Annotated in this window: 9 protein-coding genes; 7 read left to right on the forward strand and 2 right to left on the reverse strand. The window is 50.6% G+C overall.

Annotated elements, in window-relative coordinates:
• Positions 1-575 precede the first annotated feature (575 nt).
• The 3 genes from M0651_RS14005 (at position 576) to M0651_RS14015 (ending at position 4698) form a co-directional block, all read left to right on the forward strand.
• Positions 576-1643, forward strand: a complete 1068-nt coding sequence (locus M0651_RS14005; RefSeq protein WP_248552367.1) for a hypothetical protein — start codon at positions 576-578, stop codon at positions 1641-1643.
• Positions 1644-1906: 263 nt separating this feature from the next.
• A complete protein-coding gene (locus M0651_RS14010; RefSeq protein ID WP_248552368.1) occupies positions 1907-3883 on the forward strand; it encodes a DUF2357 domain-containing protein in 1977 nt (658 codons plus the stop codon).
• Between the two features lie 227 nt (positions 3884-4110).
• Positions 4111-4698, forward strand: a complete 588-nt coding sequence (locus M0651_RS14015; RefSeq protein ID WP_248552369.1) for a DUF3800 domain-containing protein — start codon at positions 4111-4113, stop codon at positions 4696-4698.
• Between the two features lie 345 nt (positions 4699-5043).
• Here M0651_RS14015 and M0651_RS14020 read toward each other — a convergent pair whose 3' ends face one another.
• Both M0651_RS14020 and M0651_RS14025 read right to left on the reverse strand, forming a co-directional pair.
• A complete protein-coding gene (locus tag M0651_RS14020) occupies positions 5044-7068 on the reverse strand; it encodes a DUF1565 domain-containing protein (protein ID WP_248552370.1) in 2025 nt (674 codons plus the stop codon).
• Between the two features lie 79 nt (positions 7069-7147).
• Positions 7148-8056 carry an oxidoreductase gene (locus M0651_RS14025; protein WP_248552371.1) on the reverse strand — a complete coding sequence of 303 codons (909 nt, stop codon included), beginning with the start codon at positions 8054-8056 and terminating at the stop codon, positions 7148-7150.
• A gap of 182 nt (positions 8057-8238) precedes the next feature.
• Here M0651_RS14025 and M0651_RS14030 point away from each other — a divergent pair, with 182 nt between their 5' ends.
• The 4 genes from M0651_RS14030 (at position 8239) to M0651_RS14045 (ending at position 15584) form a co-directional block, all read left to right on the forward strand.
• Positions 8239-8820, forward strand: coding sequence for a TetR/AcrR family transcriptional regulator (locus M0651_RS14030; RefSeq protein WP_248552372.1), 582 nt, complete (start codon positions 8239-8241; stop codon positions 8818-8820).
• A 91-nt stretch (positions 8821-8911) separates the two neighbouring features.
• A complete protein-coding gene (locus M0651_RS14035; RefSeq protein WP_248552373.1) occupies positions 8912-10132 on the forward strand; it encodes a sensor histidine kinase in 1221 nt (406 codons plus the stop codon).
• Entirely contained in the window at positions 10125-10718 is a 594-nt protein-coding gene (locus M0651_RS14040; protein WP_248552374.1) for a response regulator transcription factor, read from the forward strand. The genes M0651_RS14035 and M0651_RS14040 overlap by 8 nt, the downstream gene beginning before the upstream one ends.
• A 102-nt stretch (positions 10719-10820) precedes the next feature.
• Positions 10821-15584: a leucine-rich repeat protein gene (locus tag M0651_RS14045; RefSeq protein WP_248552375.1), complete on the forward strand. Its 4764-nt coding sequence runs from the start codon at positions 10821-10823 to the stop codon at positions 15582-15584.
• The last annotated feature ends 2 nt before the right edge of the window (positions 15585-15586 follow it).

Raw genomic sequence — 15586 nt, forward strand, 5'->3', positions numbered from 1 at the left:
AGGCTCATGAAAAACTATGATTACCCAGTAATTCCGAAACTAGATATGAAAAAAATAAAATCGTTATGATATATAGAAATATAAGAAACATAGTTTTATTAAGAGCAGTCCTGTTGGTTACCTAATATAGGATATGATAGCTAACTGCAAGAGAATTGATTTTATGTTGCTTTCGATTAGAGATATCTTACGGGAATGCAGTTGCCTTCCATAGACAGTACCTGGTGCGAACAAGACATATATGCTGTAATAAATTATTTTGGGAATTACTGAAAAATTATTCTGCAAACAAAAATAAAAATGATATCATCCGCTTCAAAATCGGTGCATTCTGATATTTTCACAACATAGATTTTATGTATGAGCAAATGTTTCTCTGGTTTGATTTGGGAGAACTGACTTGATTGAAACATTTTACATAGATTGCTAGTAGAATCTAAAGACTACTGTTTTCAATGCCGCGTTGTTTCAAACAACAATACAAAGAAAAGATCCCAAACATTTCATATCACTTGAGTTTCCGATTATTGGCGATGCCACTGAAATTTACTTATTAGTAAGAGGTGATGTAAGTAGTGAAGACAACTTTTCGCATATATAAAGGCCACTCCTCGAAGAAATATTCCTCATTTTTTGATCTTATTGATGGTGACAATGAGACCAAACAAACCAAGGGATTGGCATATACCTTTTCTAAGTATCCGAATCTAGTTTTTATGTTTATTAAGTCCGTCCTCTCCCCTGCAGCACTGAGTGGACTTCCCTTAAATGAGGTCGATTATGTGCAGGTTGATGCCGAAATGCTTTCGGAGGGCCATATAATTATCCGTAGGGACATCACCCTCTCCTTCTACCGGGGGAATGTGAAGTGTTTTGTCATTATCATGGAAGCTAAGAGTTCGAAGAAGGGTCTTGTAAAGGACAATGATCTCACGCTGCAGCTATCCTCGTATCTTAATCCAGAATACTTTCCTGGCGAACAAGGAATCCCCATCATAGGTATTACAATTACCAAGTACCGGGTTATACACCCAATTGAGACTGGATTCATCAGTATCTCATGGAATGAGATTATTAAATTACTGAATGATTTTATGCGGTCAAGGAAAAATCAAAACATTGATCTGGACATTGCTCGTGAGTATGCAGATTTTCTGACGGGAGTGAAAAACGGGATGAACTTCTATGAGGTAGAGGTTTTATCTGTAGCGGCTGGTGAAACCCTTCCATTAACGATGAAACACTTTATTCATGCTTGCCCTCATCATCGCAGAGGATTTACCTATAAAACCCCGATCTATATTACATTTCGATCAGCCGGTGGCGGTGAGATGGAGTTTTTATATAAGATTAAAGAAATTGTGGTATTAGACCCGCTTTCACCGAATCTTGATGTGGTTCTGGACGGTATCGAAGCAGAATTTGCTGAGCGAATAAAAAGGTACATTGTAGATCGATCAGCAAGCAAATTTGGCTTTGAACATAAGGATGAGGAGTATCGTTTTTACAACCTGGACAAGCACGAGGTCATTCATCTCAAGCATCTTCCTAAACCGGAGGTCAATAATGCCGGCCCACGGTACTACACAATCGCGGAGTTTTTTAAGGGTAATAAAATCATTAAGGTAGCAAGTCAGGATTAGGACAAGACAAGTACGTGGGTTACTTTATCAGCTCAATGACTTCCTTCGCGCCTCCATAGTTATATCCTTTACAAAGAAAGCTGCATTCACGCCCTCATAATTTTAAGAAGACCCACTCTGAGAAGTTCTACAATACAGTAGGCACGAAGCACAAAGAAACCTTCATAAGTACGAGAAGATGCTAAATGAATTAACATGTGATGATGAGGCACTATCGTGTATTGAACTCATAGACACAAAAAATCACCTGAAAGGGTGATTTTTTGTTAAAACGTCCTATATACCTCTCGGAACTGGAGCTCCGCCTGCATGGTGAGGTCATCTTTAAGCTGCAACTCGAAGTCTTCCCATTCAAAATGGATTACAAGCGCGATTACGAAGTGATTCTGCGAGAGGTGAATGAGCAGATCTATAATCTGTCTTTTGACTTCTTGCGCAAGACGTTTCATCTGACCGGGTTAAGGGAGACCCGGCATCAGAGTGTGACGGAGTTTTTTACGATATTACAGCAGGTTTTTGGGCAACTGACCCAAGGGATCGATCGGATCAAAAATACCCCCCACTATAAAATGCGCCGTGAATCTCATCTGGTGGAGGCGTCGAGGGCGAAGCGGGTGGGGAAGGAGAATATCGCCTTTTTGCGCAAAAGGCCGGAGCTGTTTGTTCCGGGGCAGGAGCTGCCTACGCATGTGCTTGAAACCCGGCGGTATATGGACTTCGATACGGCGGAGAATCGGTTCATCCGCTGGGTGTTGCTGCGCATTACCTCGAAGCTGAAGGAGCTACGGTCCTACGTTGCGAAAAAAGGAACCGCGGATCCCGTCTTACTGAAGAAAATTGACGTGATGCGTTCGCAGTTGCAGCGGCTGTTGCAGCAGGATTTTTTACAAGTCGGGGATATGAAGCAGGTTTCGATCACGCTGGTCCTGCAGATGGCTCCGGGGTATCGGGAGGTCTATGGGATTTATCTCTTGCTGATGAAGGGGCTCTCGATTCAAGGGGATCTGTTCCGGTTATCGATGAAGGATCTGGCGCAGTTGTATGAGTACTGGTGTTTCCTGAAAATCCACGATTTGATGCGGCGGAAATATGAGCTGGTGAGCCAGGATTTGATTAAGGTGAATCGGACGGGGCTATTTGTGACGCTGGATCGCGGGCGGAAGGCGAAGATGGTCTATCGAAATCCGCGAAATGGAGAGGTGTTTACCCTCTACTACAATTCCTTGCCTCAGGGAGACAGCCACTCTACGTTGGCGCAGAGACCGGATAATGTGCTGACTTTGAAAAAGAATGACGCGGCGATTGAGTATAAGTATATTTTTGATGCGAAATACCGCTTGAATCCGGCCTATGAGGGGACACCTTACTGGAAGAAATATAAGCAGCCGGGGCCTGAGGAGGACGACATCAACACAATGCACCGGTACCGGGATGCGATTGTGTACCAGGATCAACGGAACGGCGAGTATGAGCGGAGTATGTTTGGGGCGTATGTGCTTTTTCCGTATCCGGATGAGGCGAAGTTTAGGGAGCACCCTTTTTACAAAAGCATTCAGCTCGTCAACATCGGGGCGATCCCGTTTCTGCCGAACACGACGAATTTGATGGACCAGCTGCTGGAGGAGATCATCCAAGACAGCCCGGAGAAAGCCTACGAACGTTCCACTCGCCCTCGCGGGACGAAGGAATATTACTACAACAAGTTTGCGGGCAAGAATGTCCTGGTAGGTTCGCTCAGGGAGCCTTCCCAACTGGAGATGGCTTTGAAGCATCAGTTTTACCATATGCCGCTGAAAAATATCGCTGACCACAAGCTGCTGACTCAAATCGAATACATCGCGATGTGCCAGTCCCGCAAGAAGTTTCATGGCCCCGGCAACACAGGCATTCACTGGTTCGGCCGCATCCTGGATTGGAAAGTGGTCCGGAGACGGGAAATCACGGAACGGCCGGCTCGACCCGGGACGGAAGAGGAGCTCTATGTGAAGTTTACGATCGAACGTTGGGAGCGGCGGGGCCGGCCGATTGCTCTAGGAGGGCAGGGGATTTACACCTGTCTCTACACGAGCAAGTACATGTTTGATCGGGCCAGTGAAATTGCGGAATTGAAGCTGGAGAATGAAGAGGATTTACGGGAATGGCGCGAAGCTCGCAGATTGGGCAAGGTGAAAGTGCAACTGGATCATACGGATGTGGATTTGGCGGAGAAAGTGGTGGGGATTCGGGTAAATCCTCTATAATGCTATGATCACAACAGAGGGGCGACTCCCGTGTGGCTTAGAATCGGTTGACGTCATAACTGTCACTACACCCGTAGAAACCTATGTGGTGTTGCCTTCGGACAGGGTTTCGACGCCCTTCGCCTCTATACCGCTTATTAGAAGAGACACCGGGTCAGGTGTCTTTATTCTTTGATATTTTTGGTATATATAGTACTCTATTGATATCAGTTTAGTGGAGGGGTTGTATGTTAGCATATATTGACGAGAGTGGCTTTCCTCATCCGAATGATGAAACCCAAAACCCCGTACTTGCAGCAGTATGCATCCCTAAGGATGAAGTAAGGAATATCATGCAGCGAATGTACAATATCAAAATGGATTTGTACGGGCGTCATGATGTGGAACTTAAAGCAGTGAATGTCCTTAAGCCAAAGTCAATTACTAAAAATATCAACAATAAAGTATTTGCAGATCGAGTTGTAAACGAGATTCTATGTAATATTATGAACTTGAAAGTTTTTGGAATAGTGATGGAAAAACCTGAAGAACCGCTTCAAGTGGAGGGAGGTACATTCCCTAATCACTACAGGTTCTTGCTTCAACGTATTAATGGGTATTCCTATATGCGGGGGAAGAAGTGTATAGTCTCTTTCGATTCTCAGGATGAGGGGAACGACATGTTAATCTCTCACAAAATGAAAAACTATTTATTCCGCTCTGGGGAAGGAAATAACTGCACTTCAATTGTGGAATCGGCATTCTTTGTAAGTTCAAAGGTAGAAGAAGGTATACAACTTGCTGATATGCGCAGGTGTCATCAGAAAATACCATGAACTTTGTGTCGGGGCAACTACAATGGCCCCTTTCTCAACTTGGGTTAATGAATTATATTCTAAAATTCAATCACGAACTTGTTTAGTTCCCTCTCCTCATGGCGATCAACAACTGCATGGGATTTACAAAATTCCATTACGCTTATTGACAAGAGGATAGAATAATTTCATTCCAAGTGGGTTATATATGTAGTGAGACTGGTGTTGTGGTTCTGTCCAGGAGCTGCCTCGTGCTGGTCTTGTTTTATTTTCAAGGTGATATTTGACTTCAATAATGTCACTGCACCCCTTGCCTCCATATGTATAATAAAGGCCCTGACCGAATGGTCGGGGCCCTTCTTCTATCTATAATTCAAACTCAAAGCTACCCTCTTCGCTCAATTCAAACGGACCGGGTGTGACATCTGCATCAGGTCTCCTGTTTCCGAAAAAGTCGGAGTCAAAACGATAAGGAGTGCCGTCCGGCTCCTCATACTTCATCTCGGCGTGATAAGTCTTGCCCAGCAGATCGGTGGTCACCAACATCGCAGAGGCCCCTCGAAGCCATTCGGGCGCATGGACCTGAATTTGCACGCGGCCTTGCGCAGGATGAACCTGAACGGTGATGCCCTTCTGCGGATAGATTTTCGCATGGGGCTCATGGCTGCCTGGAACCGCATGGTTAAGATATACATTTCCACCCATCGCCACCGGAAGAACGGCATTTCCGATAAAATAATCCTTGGCGGCGTCGCCAAGCGCAGCAAGCTCCTCTTTGGTGTATTCCCACCATTTCTTATCTTTGGCATCGGGATGGTTGTCGTAGCCCCTCAGTCCCACGGCATGCAGATAGCAGATGGAATCGTCCGGAACCCCATCCATGACCGTCTTCCCGTTCTCTCCCACTTCATCCCTTGGTTTAAGCGGAAGATGCTCAAAAAAGGTAATGGGAACAGGCTCCTGATTCGCACCCTCATCCCCCAAGAAGATATTGTTATAGTACCTGTCATCGCCCCCGGTGATATTGGAGTACCCTGCCATTGCCGTCTCGTGAGGGAAGTGATACGGCGTCGTACGGGTAATCTCGGAACGAACGACAAACCGGCCTGCAAACAAATTATGGACAAAGGCTCCGCCCTGCGCCATATTTCGGAAGTTCATAGGAGAGAGGAACAGATTGTGATCCGCCATATACGGACCATGGCAGACCTCAACGAACAAGTCTTCAGATAGGTTGTCAAAAAAGACATTGCGGCTGATGCGGGTGCCCTGTGCTTGCCAGTCAAGCCAAAGTGCTCGGTAACAGCTATAGATGATATTTTCGCTAATTTGAGTATCCAGGGAAGCATGCAGTTTGATTCCTGCGACTTCGGCACCGCGTCTGAGTCGTTTGTGGTGAATATTGTAAATGCGGTTCTGATAAATGCGGCTGAAGGCTGCCCCCATATGGCCCACGATCCCTGCCTGTTCGCAATCATGAATCACATTGCCTCGAACGATGTGGCTGCCGATGCGATCCTTATGCCAACCGGAGCGTAATGCCCGTAAAATAACCTCCTGCTCGCGTTGCGTACCGCCTTTAATATGCTTCCCGGAAGACTTAGCGTGACCTGTACCGATTGCGGTACCCAGGCTGATCCCCACGCATTTGGATTCACTGATGATATTGTTTTCAATAATCCAACCCTTGCTCCAGTGAGGCCCGATCAAACCCTCCTGATAGTCCGTAGGCGGCGCCCATTGTGGAGAGGCTTGGCGAAGCGTGAATCCGCTTACAGTTATGTAGTTAAGTCCGGGTTTCTCAGGCCAGAAGCAGTAAGGACGGACATTGATTTCTACATTTTCCTTACGAGGATCTTTTCCGCCAAAATTGGCCCAGATCTTGGTTGTTGCAGATCCAACTTCGGCATACCACGTTAACAGGGAGTCTTTGGGATATCTGGCTTCGGGCCAAACTTCGGGCTGGTGAACCTTCTCGACACGATCGCATTCATACAGAGATTTGCCATCCAAATAAACATCCCCGAGATGGACCGGGAAGGGCCCGTCAAACACCCAGTCTCCACGGAGCTCCACTTCAAAGGGATTACGAACGGAAAATAGGGAGTTGGGTACTTCTGTACTCCAAACAGGGCCTCCCTCCGACTTCCAGTCCATAATCCGTTCAGCGCCTGTTATGACGACTTCCCCGTCGCCTGCGGATCGATAAAGGATTCGATGTTCCGCTGTTCCTCCATTGGCCGGGTTCACCCATTCTCGGTATACTCCGGCATGAACGATAACCGTATCCCCGGCCATGGCAAGAGCCGCAGCGCGTGATATCGTACGAAAGGGTTGATCGATTGTTCCACTTGCCTGATCCTTCCCATGCATGGATACATGGTATTCCATAAGAATCTCCTTCTTCCTGCCTATCGGATGTCGCCGGTTCTAACGGCTATAAATATTGTACAAATGATAGCCGGAATGGTCAAAAAGAGTCCTCAAACTCAAACCTCACCTGCGTCAGCTCCTCCGAAACCGTCCACAACCGCCGCGCGGCGGCTTCGTCATGCGAGCGCGGACTCGATTCGACCTTCTTGGGGAAGCCGCGCAATTCGAGAAGGCTTGGCCCAAAGTAATCGCTGCCTCGGACGTCTGGCGCGGTGGCCGCATAAAGGGTCGGCAAGACGCCCATTTTCGGGGGTTGCGCGAACATCGGGTTCAGGTGTCGCATGAAGTTGGAATGCCGCAGCGCATTGGTCGCGGACCAGCCCGGATGTGCCGCTACGGCCAGCGTGGATTGGCCTGCGGCCACAAGACGACGCTGAAGCTCGTAGGTGAACAGGAGATTCGCCAGCTTGCTCTGAGCATAGCCGAGCGATGGCTTGTAATTCCGTTCCAGGTTCAGGTCATCAAAGTGAATGACTCCCGACCGATGTGAAATGCTGCTTACGGTCACAATGCGTGCGCCTGGCGTCGCGCCAAGCAGATCCAGCAGCAGACCAGTCAGCGCAAAATGCCCCAGGTGGTTGGTCCCGAATTGCTGTTCGAAGCCCTGCACGGTCTTCCCGTAAGGGGGATGCGCCACGCCGGCGTTGTTGATCAGGAGATCCAGCCGGGGGTAGTTCTGGCGAAAGGCCGTCGCAAAAGCGCGAACGGAGGCCAGATCACCTAGATCGAGCGCCATAACTACGACTTTGCCCGACGGCTTGAGTGCTTGAATCCGATCAGCGGCAAGGTGGGCATTGGCGATACTGCGGCAGGCCATAATGACCGTCGCCCCTTTGCTGGCTAGCGCCCGCGCCGCTTCCCAGCCAATCCCGCTGTTGGCTCCGGTTACGATAGCCACACGTCCCGTTTGATCCGGCATGTGGTCTTCTGTCCAGGATGTTGTCATAGGCTTTCGTCCTTCCTTGGTAATCCTACCTACTTTATAGCTTTCACAGACTACACTGTCTATGCTAATCTTATCTAAGCGATTTGGCTCATACAACCAATAAACCGGCGCATTCGTGGCTTATCCAACACATGCTCGGATTTGTTGTTTTTTTATATCTTGATAGAGAGGAGAGGCTTAGCATGCTCACGAACCCCAACGATCCCCGTGTGAAAAGAACGCGTCAGCTCCTGATGCAAGCTTTCATGGAATTGCTGGAGCAGAAGAAGAATGTCTCTTCAATTACCATACAAGATATCACGGCCTACGCGACCGTAAATCGCTCGACGTTTTATGCACATTTTGAAGACAAATTCACGTTTCTGGAGAGCTGGATGCGAGAGAAATTCCTGGAGAAGCTGAAGGATGAGCTGCCGAATGCTTCGTTATCCGATATCGGGAGCCTGCGGACGCTGATTTTGATCGTTTTCGATTTTCTTTTCTGTACGCGTCCTTACATGTCTTTGGCGGATCGCCAGTATGAGACCCTGTTTGAGCTCGTGATGCAAAAGGAACTCTATGATCTCTTATTTGCCTGGTTAAGCGAACAAGCGGAACCCTCCCTTTCGCGCAAGACAGTGGAGACGACCGCCCGGATCGCAAGCTGGGGCATCTTTGGAGCGGCCATGGAGTGGAGCAGGCAACCCCAGCAGAGTTCGGCGGAAGACACGGTGAAAGACGTTCTGGTGGTCGTTGCCGCAGGTTTAGCCCCCGTCACCGGATAATAGAAGAGCAGCATCCCTGTTAGACAAAACAGCCAGAGATTATTTACAATAGGCATAATAGAATGGGTGGGGAGGATACAGGGCGGTTGTGATGAATATCCTCGAAGACTTATTGCTGCAGGTGGCGTTCGTCGTTACGTTGATTTTCGCTTTCCAATTATTTTATTCGATCGGCTTCGGAAGATTTAAGTATTTCAGGCTGACGCAGGCGCTCCTATTCGGAGTCGCACTTGTGTTATGCATGACCTTTCCCGTCCACGTTACCGATCAATTATCCATCGACATCCGTATCGTTCCGTTGCTTCTGGGGGCGTTCTACGGCGGGGTCGAGACGACGCTGTTTCTATCCTTGCTTATTCTGCTCTACCGCTCCTATCTTGGGATGGATGGCGGATTTTATGCGACGACGTTGGCCGTATTTATGTGCATCCCGATCTTCCTATTTTTTCAGTCCCGATTCATGCAAGCGAATAAGAACCAAAGGCTGTTGATCGCGACAGCTCTAACGGTTAGCTATTGCATTTGCAGTTTTCTTTCAATGGCCCTCTTTATTGGCTTATTCGATACGTTCTTGAGCTCTATGCTTCTGTACACCCTGGTTATGGTGGCCGTCGTGCTGGTCTTTGTTGCGTTGAATGAGACGGTGAAGGAGACGATCGTGAAAAATCAACAGCGGCTGGCGGAAGCCAAAGATGCGGAGATCGCATTTTTACGTTCGCAGATTCAGCCGCATTTTCTAAACAATGCCCTCAATTCGATAGCCGTTCTCTGCGTAGAAGACCCCCCACAGGCGAAACAGCTTACGCTGGACCTCTCTCAATATCTCAGATCCGGGCTTAACTTCAAGCAAATGGACACGTTCACGACATTGGAGAACGAGTTGGAATTGACCCAGGCTTACGTCAACATCGAAAAGGCACGATTCGGCGAACGGTTGGCCATCGAGTACGAAATCGAGGCCGATCCGAATCGCCTCATTCCTCCGCTCATCTTGCAGCCCTTGGTCGAGAATGCGATCAAGCATGGTCTGATGTCCAGCGTAAGAGGCGGCATCGTCAAAATCTCGGTTCGGGAAGCGGACGGAAATCTTCGGTTCAGCGTCGAGGATAATGGATGCGGAATGAGCGAGGCAAAGCGGCAAGAAGTGCTTGGCTCGGATTCGGGGCGCAGAGGAATCGGGCTGAGAAACATAGCACGACGAATCAAGCTGCTGTACGATGCAAGCTTGCAAGTCAAAAGTGCGGTCGGAGTCGGAACGAAGGTGTTCTTCGAGCTCCCTTATCCGTCAGACAGGAGGAAGTTGGATGATTAGAGCGATGATCGTGGACGATGAACCCTTGTCGGTGCGAGGGCTACAGCATCTGCTTGCCGAATATGAGGACCTCGAAGTATGCGGCGCGTTTCTGACTCCGCGCGAAGCGTATGAGTATGTGCGGGCCAACCCCATTCAAGTGGCTTTCCTCGATATCTCCATGCCGGAAGTGGATGGGATGTCGATGTCCCGATTATTGCTGGAGCAGGATCCTTCCATCTCCGTCATCTTCGTCACGGGCTTTGACGATTATGCGGTACAAGCGTTCGAAGTGAACGCATTAGACTACTTAATGAAGCCGGTGATGGAACAACGGTTTGCTCGAACGTGGGAGAAGATCAAGGAGAAGTATCGAGAGGATGCTTCCGAGGAGGAGTTGCCGGCCGCAACCGGCTTGCTGACCGGACAGGAGACGCGAATCGTCCAATATATGGCGGAGGGGTTATCCAACAGGCAAATCGCGGAGTCCCTGCACATCACTTCGGAAACGGTGAAGTATCACTTGAAGAACGTCTTTCGGAAGCTGGACGTCAATAACCGCGTAAAGGCGCTGCAGCGCGCCAAGGAATTGAAGATTATTTCATAGCCGGCAGGCGCTCCTTCCAATCCCCCCCATTCGGGGGATTTTTTAATAGGATTGATTATTCTACATTAATAGACAATGGATCAATCAAATTGGAGGAGAATTATGCGCCGAATCTTTACCTTGTTCATGTTGTGCGTGATGCTTGGGGGCAACTTGTCCCTGCCGACGGCTCACGCGGAGGAAAATCAGGACAACGATTTTACTTATGTGGTGCAATCGGACGACACGGTCACGATTACGGGTTACACGGGAATAAGCACGGAGGTCGTCATTCCGGGCGAGATCGAAGGCAAGCCGGTCACCGTCATCGGAAGTAGCGCATTGTCCAACGCTGGACTTGCCAGCGTTACGATCCCGGTAGGCATTACAAAAATCGAGAGCTTCGCCTTTTACCGTAATCAGCTAACCGATATCACGATTCCGGATGGCGTGACGTACATTGGCGACAATGCCTTCGGGTCCAACCAATTATCCCACGCCGCGATCCCGCCGAGCGTTGCGGAGATTTACGATTATGCCTTCGCCGACAATCGATTGGGCGCGATCGAGCTTCCCGGCGTAACGTACCTCGGTAAAGGGGCTTTTCAAAAAAACCTTCTGCAAAGCGTTACGTTCGGAAACTTAACCTTCCTGGGTGCGTATGCCTTCGAGAACAATCAGTTGGAAAGCCTAACGCTTCCCGGCAGTCTGGCTGTCATCGGAATGGGCGCTTTCCAGCATAATCGTCTGGCCAGCGTTGCCCTTCCGGAAGGACTAACTCGAATTGAGGATTATGCCTTCGCTAACAATCAATTAACGACGCTTCAATTCCCCAAATCGGTAACCGCCATCCACGTCAAAGCCTTCGAGAGCAATCAATTGGGCAATGTTGCGATCCCACCGAATGTCGATTTGGGCAGCGGGGATATGTATCCCGTATTCGGTCTGAATCCGAATGTTGCGATCTATGTTCCGCTCGCCGGCGACGTATCGGTTCAAAACCATGCCAGCAAATACGGTCTCCAGATCGTCCCTTGCAAATATGGGATTACTTATGACGGGAACGGCAGCACAGGGGGCACGCCTCCCTCGTCGACGCCTTATGTGTGTTATCGACAGTTTGCGGTTCCGGATCAAGGCTCCTTAACGAAGGACGGTTATACCTTCAAAGGATGGAATACGATGCCGGATGGAAGCGGGACGAATTACTTCGGCGGCAACTATCCGATTATTTATGGCATTCCGTACGGGAACTTGACCTTGTATGCCAACTGGGAGGCGAGTTCATATCAAGTAACGTTCGATACGAGAGGGGGAACGCCCATCGCGTCCCAAACGGTTGCCTACGGAGAACAAGCAACCGAGCCTCCGGTGCCGACGAGGGCGGAATATGCCTTTGACGGATGGTATCAGGACATCGGTTACTCGCAGCCATGGGATTTCGCCCAGGGCACCGTCTTCGGAGATATGACGCTATATGCGAAATGGAAATGGAACGGATCGGCAGCGATCACTTCACTGGAGCTGACGACAGATAACGAGGATGTGACGGGCGGCGATACCCTTACGGTAATCGGCGTGGTGAAAGACGAGAACGACTCGCCTGTTGCGAACGCCGTCGTGAATTTGAATAGTACGATGGGCAAATGGAAACTTACGGATGGCAGCGACGCGTCCGCGACAACGGATGTGAGCGGCAGGTTTACCGCGGAATGGACGGCTCCTTGGGTCACGGATCCTGAATCCGTGACCCTTACGGGGAGCGTAGACGGTACAATCGACGTGATGGACAGCCGGACGCTTCAGGTCGTCCCGTCGGAGAAATCCAATGCCCGGTTAAGCGGCTTGTCGCTAGATTCCATGACGCTCAGTCCGGAATTCTCGGGCGACACGTACAATTACACCGTTGCGGACGTCAGCCATGTCGTCACGAGTATCGGCGTGACGGCAAGCACAGCCAGCGATCTGTCCACGCTGAGCATTAACCATATGCCTGCCGCCAGCGGTTCAGCCGTCCGGGTACCGTTGCAAGCCGGGTTGAACTTGATCCCGATCGTCGTAACCGCGGGGGACGGACTCCACACGCAGACGTATACGCTGCATGTCCGCAGAGCCGATACGATGACCAGCGGAGATTATGCGTACCGTCTGAAAGACGACGGCAGCGGGATTGTGATTACGAGGTACAAAGGAACGGATTCGAATGTGGTCATTCCCGAGACGATCGACGGCTATGTCGTGATGGAGATCGGAGAGGGTGCTTTTGCGAACGAGGAGCTGACGGCGGTAACGCTGCCGAATGGCTTAACTTCCGTGAACAGCCGTGCTTTCGAGAATAATCGGTTAACCTCGATGACGATCCCAAGCGGCGTCACTCAGGTAGGTGATTATGCATTCTATAACAATCTTCTCGAGAATGTAATGTTCGCCGATGACGGGCTGCAAGAGATCGGGTTCGGCGCGTTCTCCGATAATCAGTTGTCTTCCATCATTCTACCGGGGACGACAACTTACTTGGATACGAATGCTTTTAAAAACAACAGGCTCACTCAAGTGATCCTGCCTGCGACCTTGAGGCTGGGGGACGAAGTGTTCGGAGGGACGCAGAATGGAGTCAAGCTCATCTTCCCGGCCGTTGGCGACCGAGACATGGTCAATTATGCGACTTCGAACGGGTTCCCTTATGAATCGAGCGATGTCCTCGTCGAATATGACGGCAACGGGCAAACCGAAGGGGAAGCGCCGGTCGACAATACGCATTACAGTTATTATTCATCGATGGTCATTCAGCCGGGCGGGAGCTTGAAGAGAACGGGATTTACTTTACAAGGATGGAATTCGGCGAAGGATGGAAGCGGAGATTTCTATGAGACGGGTAAAAGCTATAAATTCAAGCTCATACGCGGAACTGTGAAGCTCTATGCCGTATGGGAACCTGCTCCCGCGCAATATTCCGTTTCGTATGAGACGAACGGGGGAACGGCCATTCCTGCGACGACCGCCAGCGAGGGGGCTTATCTTGCCGAGCCGCCGACGCCAGACAAGGACGGTTACCGGTTTGCCGGGTGGTACAAGGACCCGAGCTACGCGACACCATGGAACTTCGAACAGGATACGGTTGCCGGGGACATGACCTTATACGCCAAGTGGGAGAGCAAGCAGCTCGCGATCCGTCTGTTCACGTTCAGCAATGTGGTGTCCAGCGGCGAGGAAATTCGGGTTTCCGGTACGGTTGTGGATGAAGACGATACGCCTCAAGCGAACCTCTCCGTTCACTTGAGCAGCCCGAACGGAGGTAAGTGGATCCTGACGGAGACCGACACGGCAACGGTGAAGACTGATGAGAACGGCGCTTTCGAAATCATTTGGAAGGCCCCTCATGTATCTCAGACAGCCATGGTCGAGCTATCGGCAAGCCTCGACGGATCGAGTGCGGAGCCGGCAACGGTATCGATTCGGGTGAAGCCGCTGCCTGGAACAACTCCAAGTTCGAATGCCGACTTAGCCGGCTTGACGCTGAGCGTCGGAGATTTGACGCCGGGCTTCCAACCCGGAGTTACCGGCTATACTGCCGACGTCGGACATGCGACGAGCAGCGTCACGATCGTGCCTGAGGTATCTGATCTGGCGGCGATCATCACCGTCAAGGGGGAGGTCGTGGAGTCTGGGCATCCCGTACTGGTTGATCTGAATGTGGGTCCCAACCCCGTAACGTTATTCGTCATAGCGGAAGATGGAACGCCCAAAGCTTATCGTGTTACGATCACGAGGGCTTCGGCCCCGGTCGTCCCGATCCCGGTTGCCAGCATTACGGTGACAAGCGTCACCTACTCCGTTTATGAAGGAGACACGCTGCAAATGACCGTCCGCGTGAATCCGGACGATGCCACCAACAAGCAGGTGTCGTGGTCGATACAAAGCGGTACAGGTAAGGCGGTCATTGATGAGAATGGATTGTTGAAGGCAAAACAGGCCGGCATCGTGACGGTTCAGGCGGCGGCTCAGGATGGTTCCGGGGTCGTCGGAAGCCAAGAGATCACGATCTACGGGCGTCGACCGGGCGGCGGGGATACCCCGACAACGCCAACGAACCCGACAACGCCGACAGGCCCGACAACGCCAACGAACCCGACAACACCGACAGGTCCGGCAAAGCCAATGGACCCAACGAAGCCGACGGACCCGACAACGCAGCAGCCAGAGAAGCCTAAGGTACTCAACGTCGTTCCCGGCCGACCTCCGATTGACGTAAATGATACGGGAGCGATCCAGATGATGCTGGAGGCGCTGACCGCCAAAATCAACGATCCTCGCCATGCGAACGTTCCCGTCTTTCCGGATACGGTAGACCACTGGGCAGCGGATAACATCCGCTTGTTCGCAAGACTCGGGATTGTTCAAGGATACGGCGACGGGACTTTCAAGCCGGACGCGAACGTCACGCGAGGAGAATTCGCTTCGATGCTCGTGAGGCTGTTCCCGTTTACCCAAGGCACCGCAGCGACGCCCGGCTTTACCGATCTTGGGGACAGTTGGGCGAGGGAGGCGGTCCTTACGCTGGCCAGTAACGGAATCATCAATGGCTATGAGGACGGCATGTTCCATGCCGATCGAAATATCACGCGTGCCGAGATGATTGCGATCCTCGCAAGGATTGTTAATATGGCGGAGGTGAAGCCAGGGAAGACGGTGAATCTGCAGGACATCGAACATACGTGGGCCAAGGATCAGATTCGGCTAGCCGCGAATGCCGGCATTATCAATGGCCGGGGCGAGAATGGATTTGGCCCGAATATGAGCGCTACCCGAGCCGAAGTGTTGACCGTCCTCTTGCGAGCGATCTCGATAAGTCCTGAAATCGAACAACTGTTGGAGGGGATGAACTAATC

The organism is Paenibacillus mellifer, from assembly GCF_023195895.1.
Lineage (GTDB): Bacteria > Bacillota > Bacilli > Paenibacillales > Paenibacillaceae > Fontibacillus > Fontibacillus mellifer.

What these genes read in the sequence shown, in the direction of transcription:
- M0651_RS14015 (WP_248552369.1), top strand. Translation starts at nt 4,111, where the DNA reads ATGTTAGCATATATTGACGAGAGTGGCTTTCCTCATCCGAATGATGAA.
- M0651_RS14020 (WP_248552370.1), bottom strand. Translation starts at nt 7,068, where the DNA reads ATGGAATACCATGTATCCATGCATGGGAAGGATCAGGCAAGTGGAACA.
- M0651_RS14025 (WP_248552371.1), bottom strand. Translation starts at nt 8,056, where the DNA reads ATGACAACATCCTGGACAGAAGACCACATGCCGGATCAAACGGGACGT.
- M0651_RS14030 (WP_248552372.1), top strand. Translation starts at nt 8,239, where the DNA reads ATGCTCACGAACCCCAACGATCCCCGTGTGAAAAGAACGCGTCAGCTC.
- M0651_RS14035 (WP_248552373.1), top strand. Translation starts at nt 8,912, where the DNA reads ATGAATATCCTCGAAGACTTATTGCTGCAGGTGGCGTTCGTCGTTACG.
- M0651_RS14040 (WP_248552374.1), top strand. Translation starts at nt 10,125, where the DNA reads ATGATTAGAGCGATGATCGTGGACGATGAACCCTTGTCGGTGCGAGGG.
- M0651_RS14045 (WP_248552375.1), top strand. Translation starts at nt 10,821, where the DNA reads ATGCGCCGAATCTTTACCTTGTTCATGTTGTGCGTGATGCTTGGGGGC.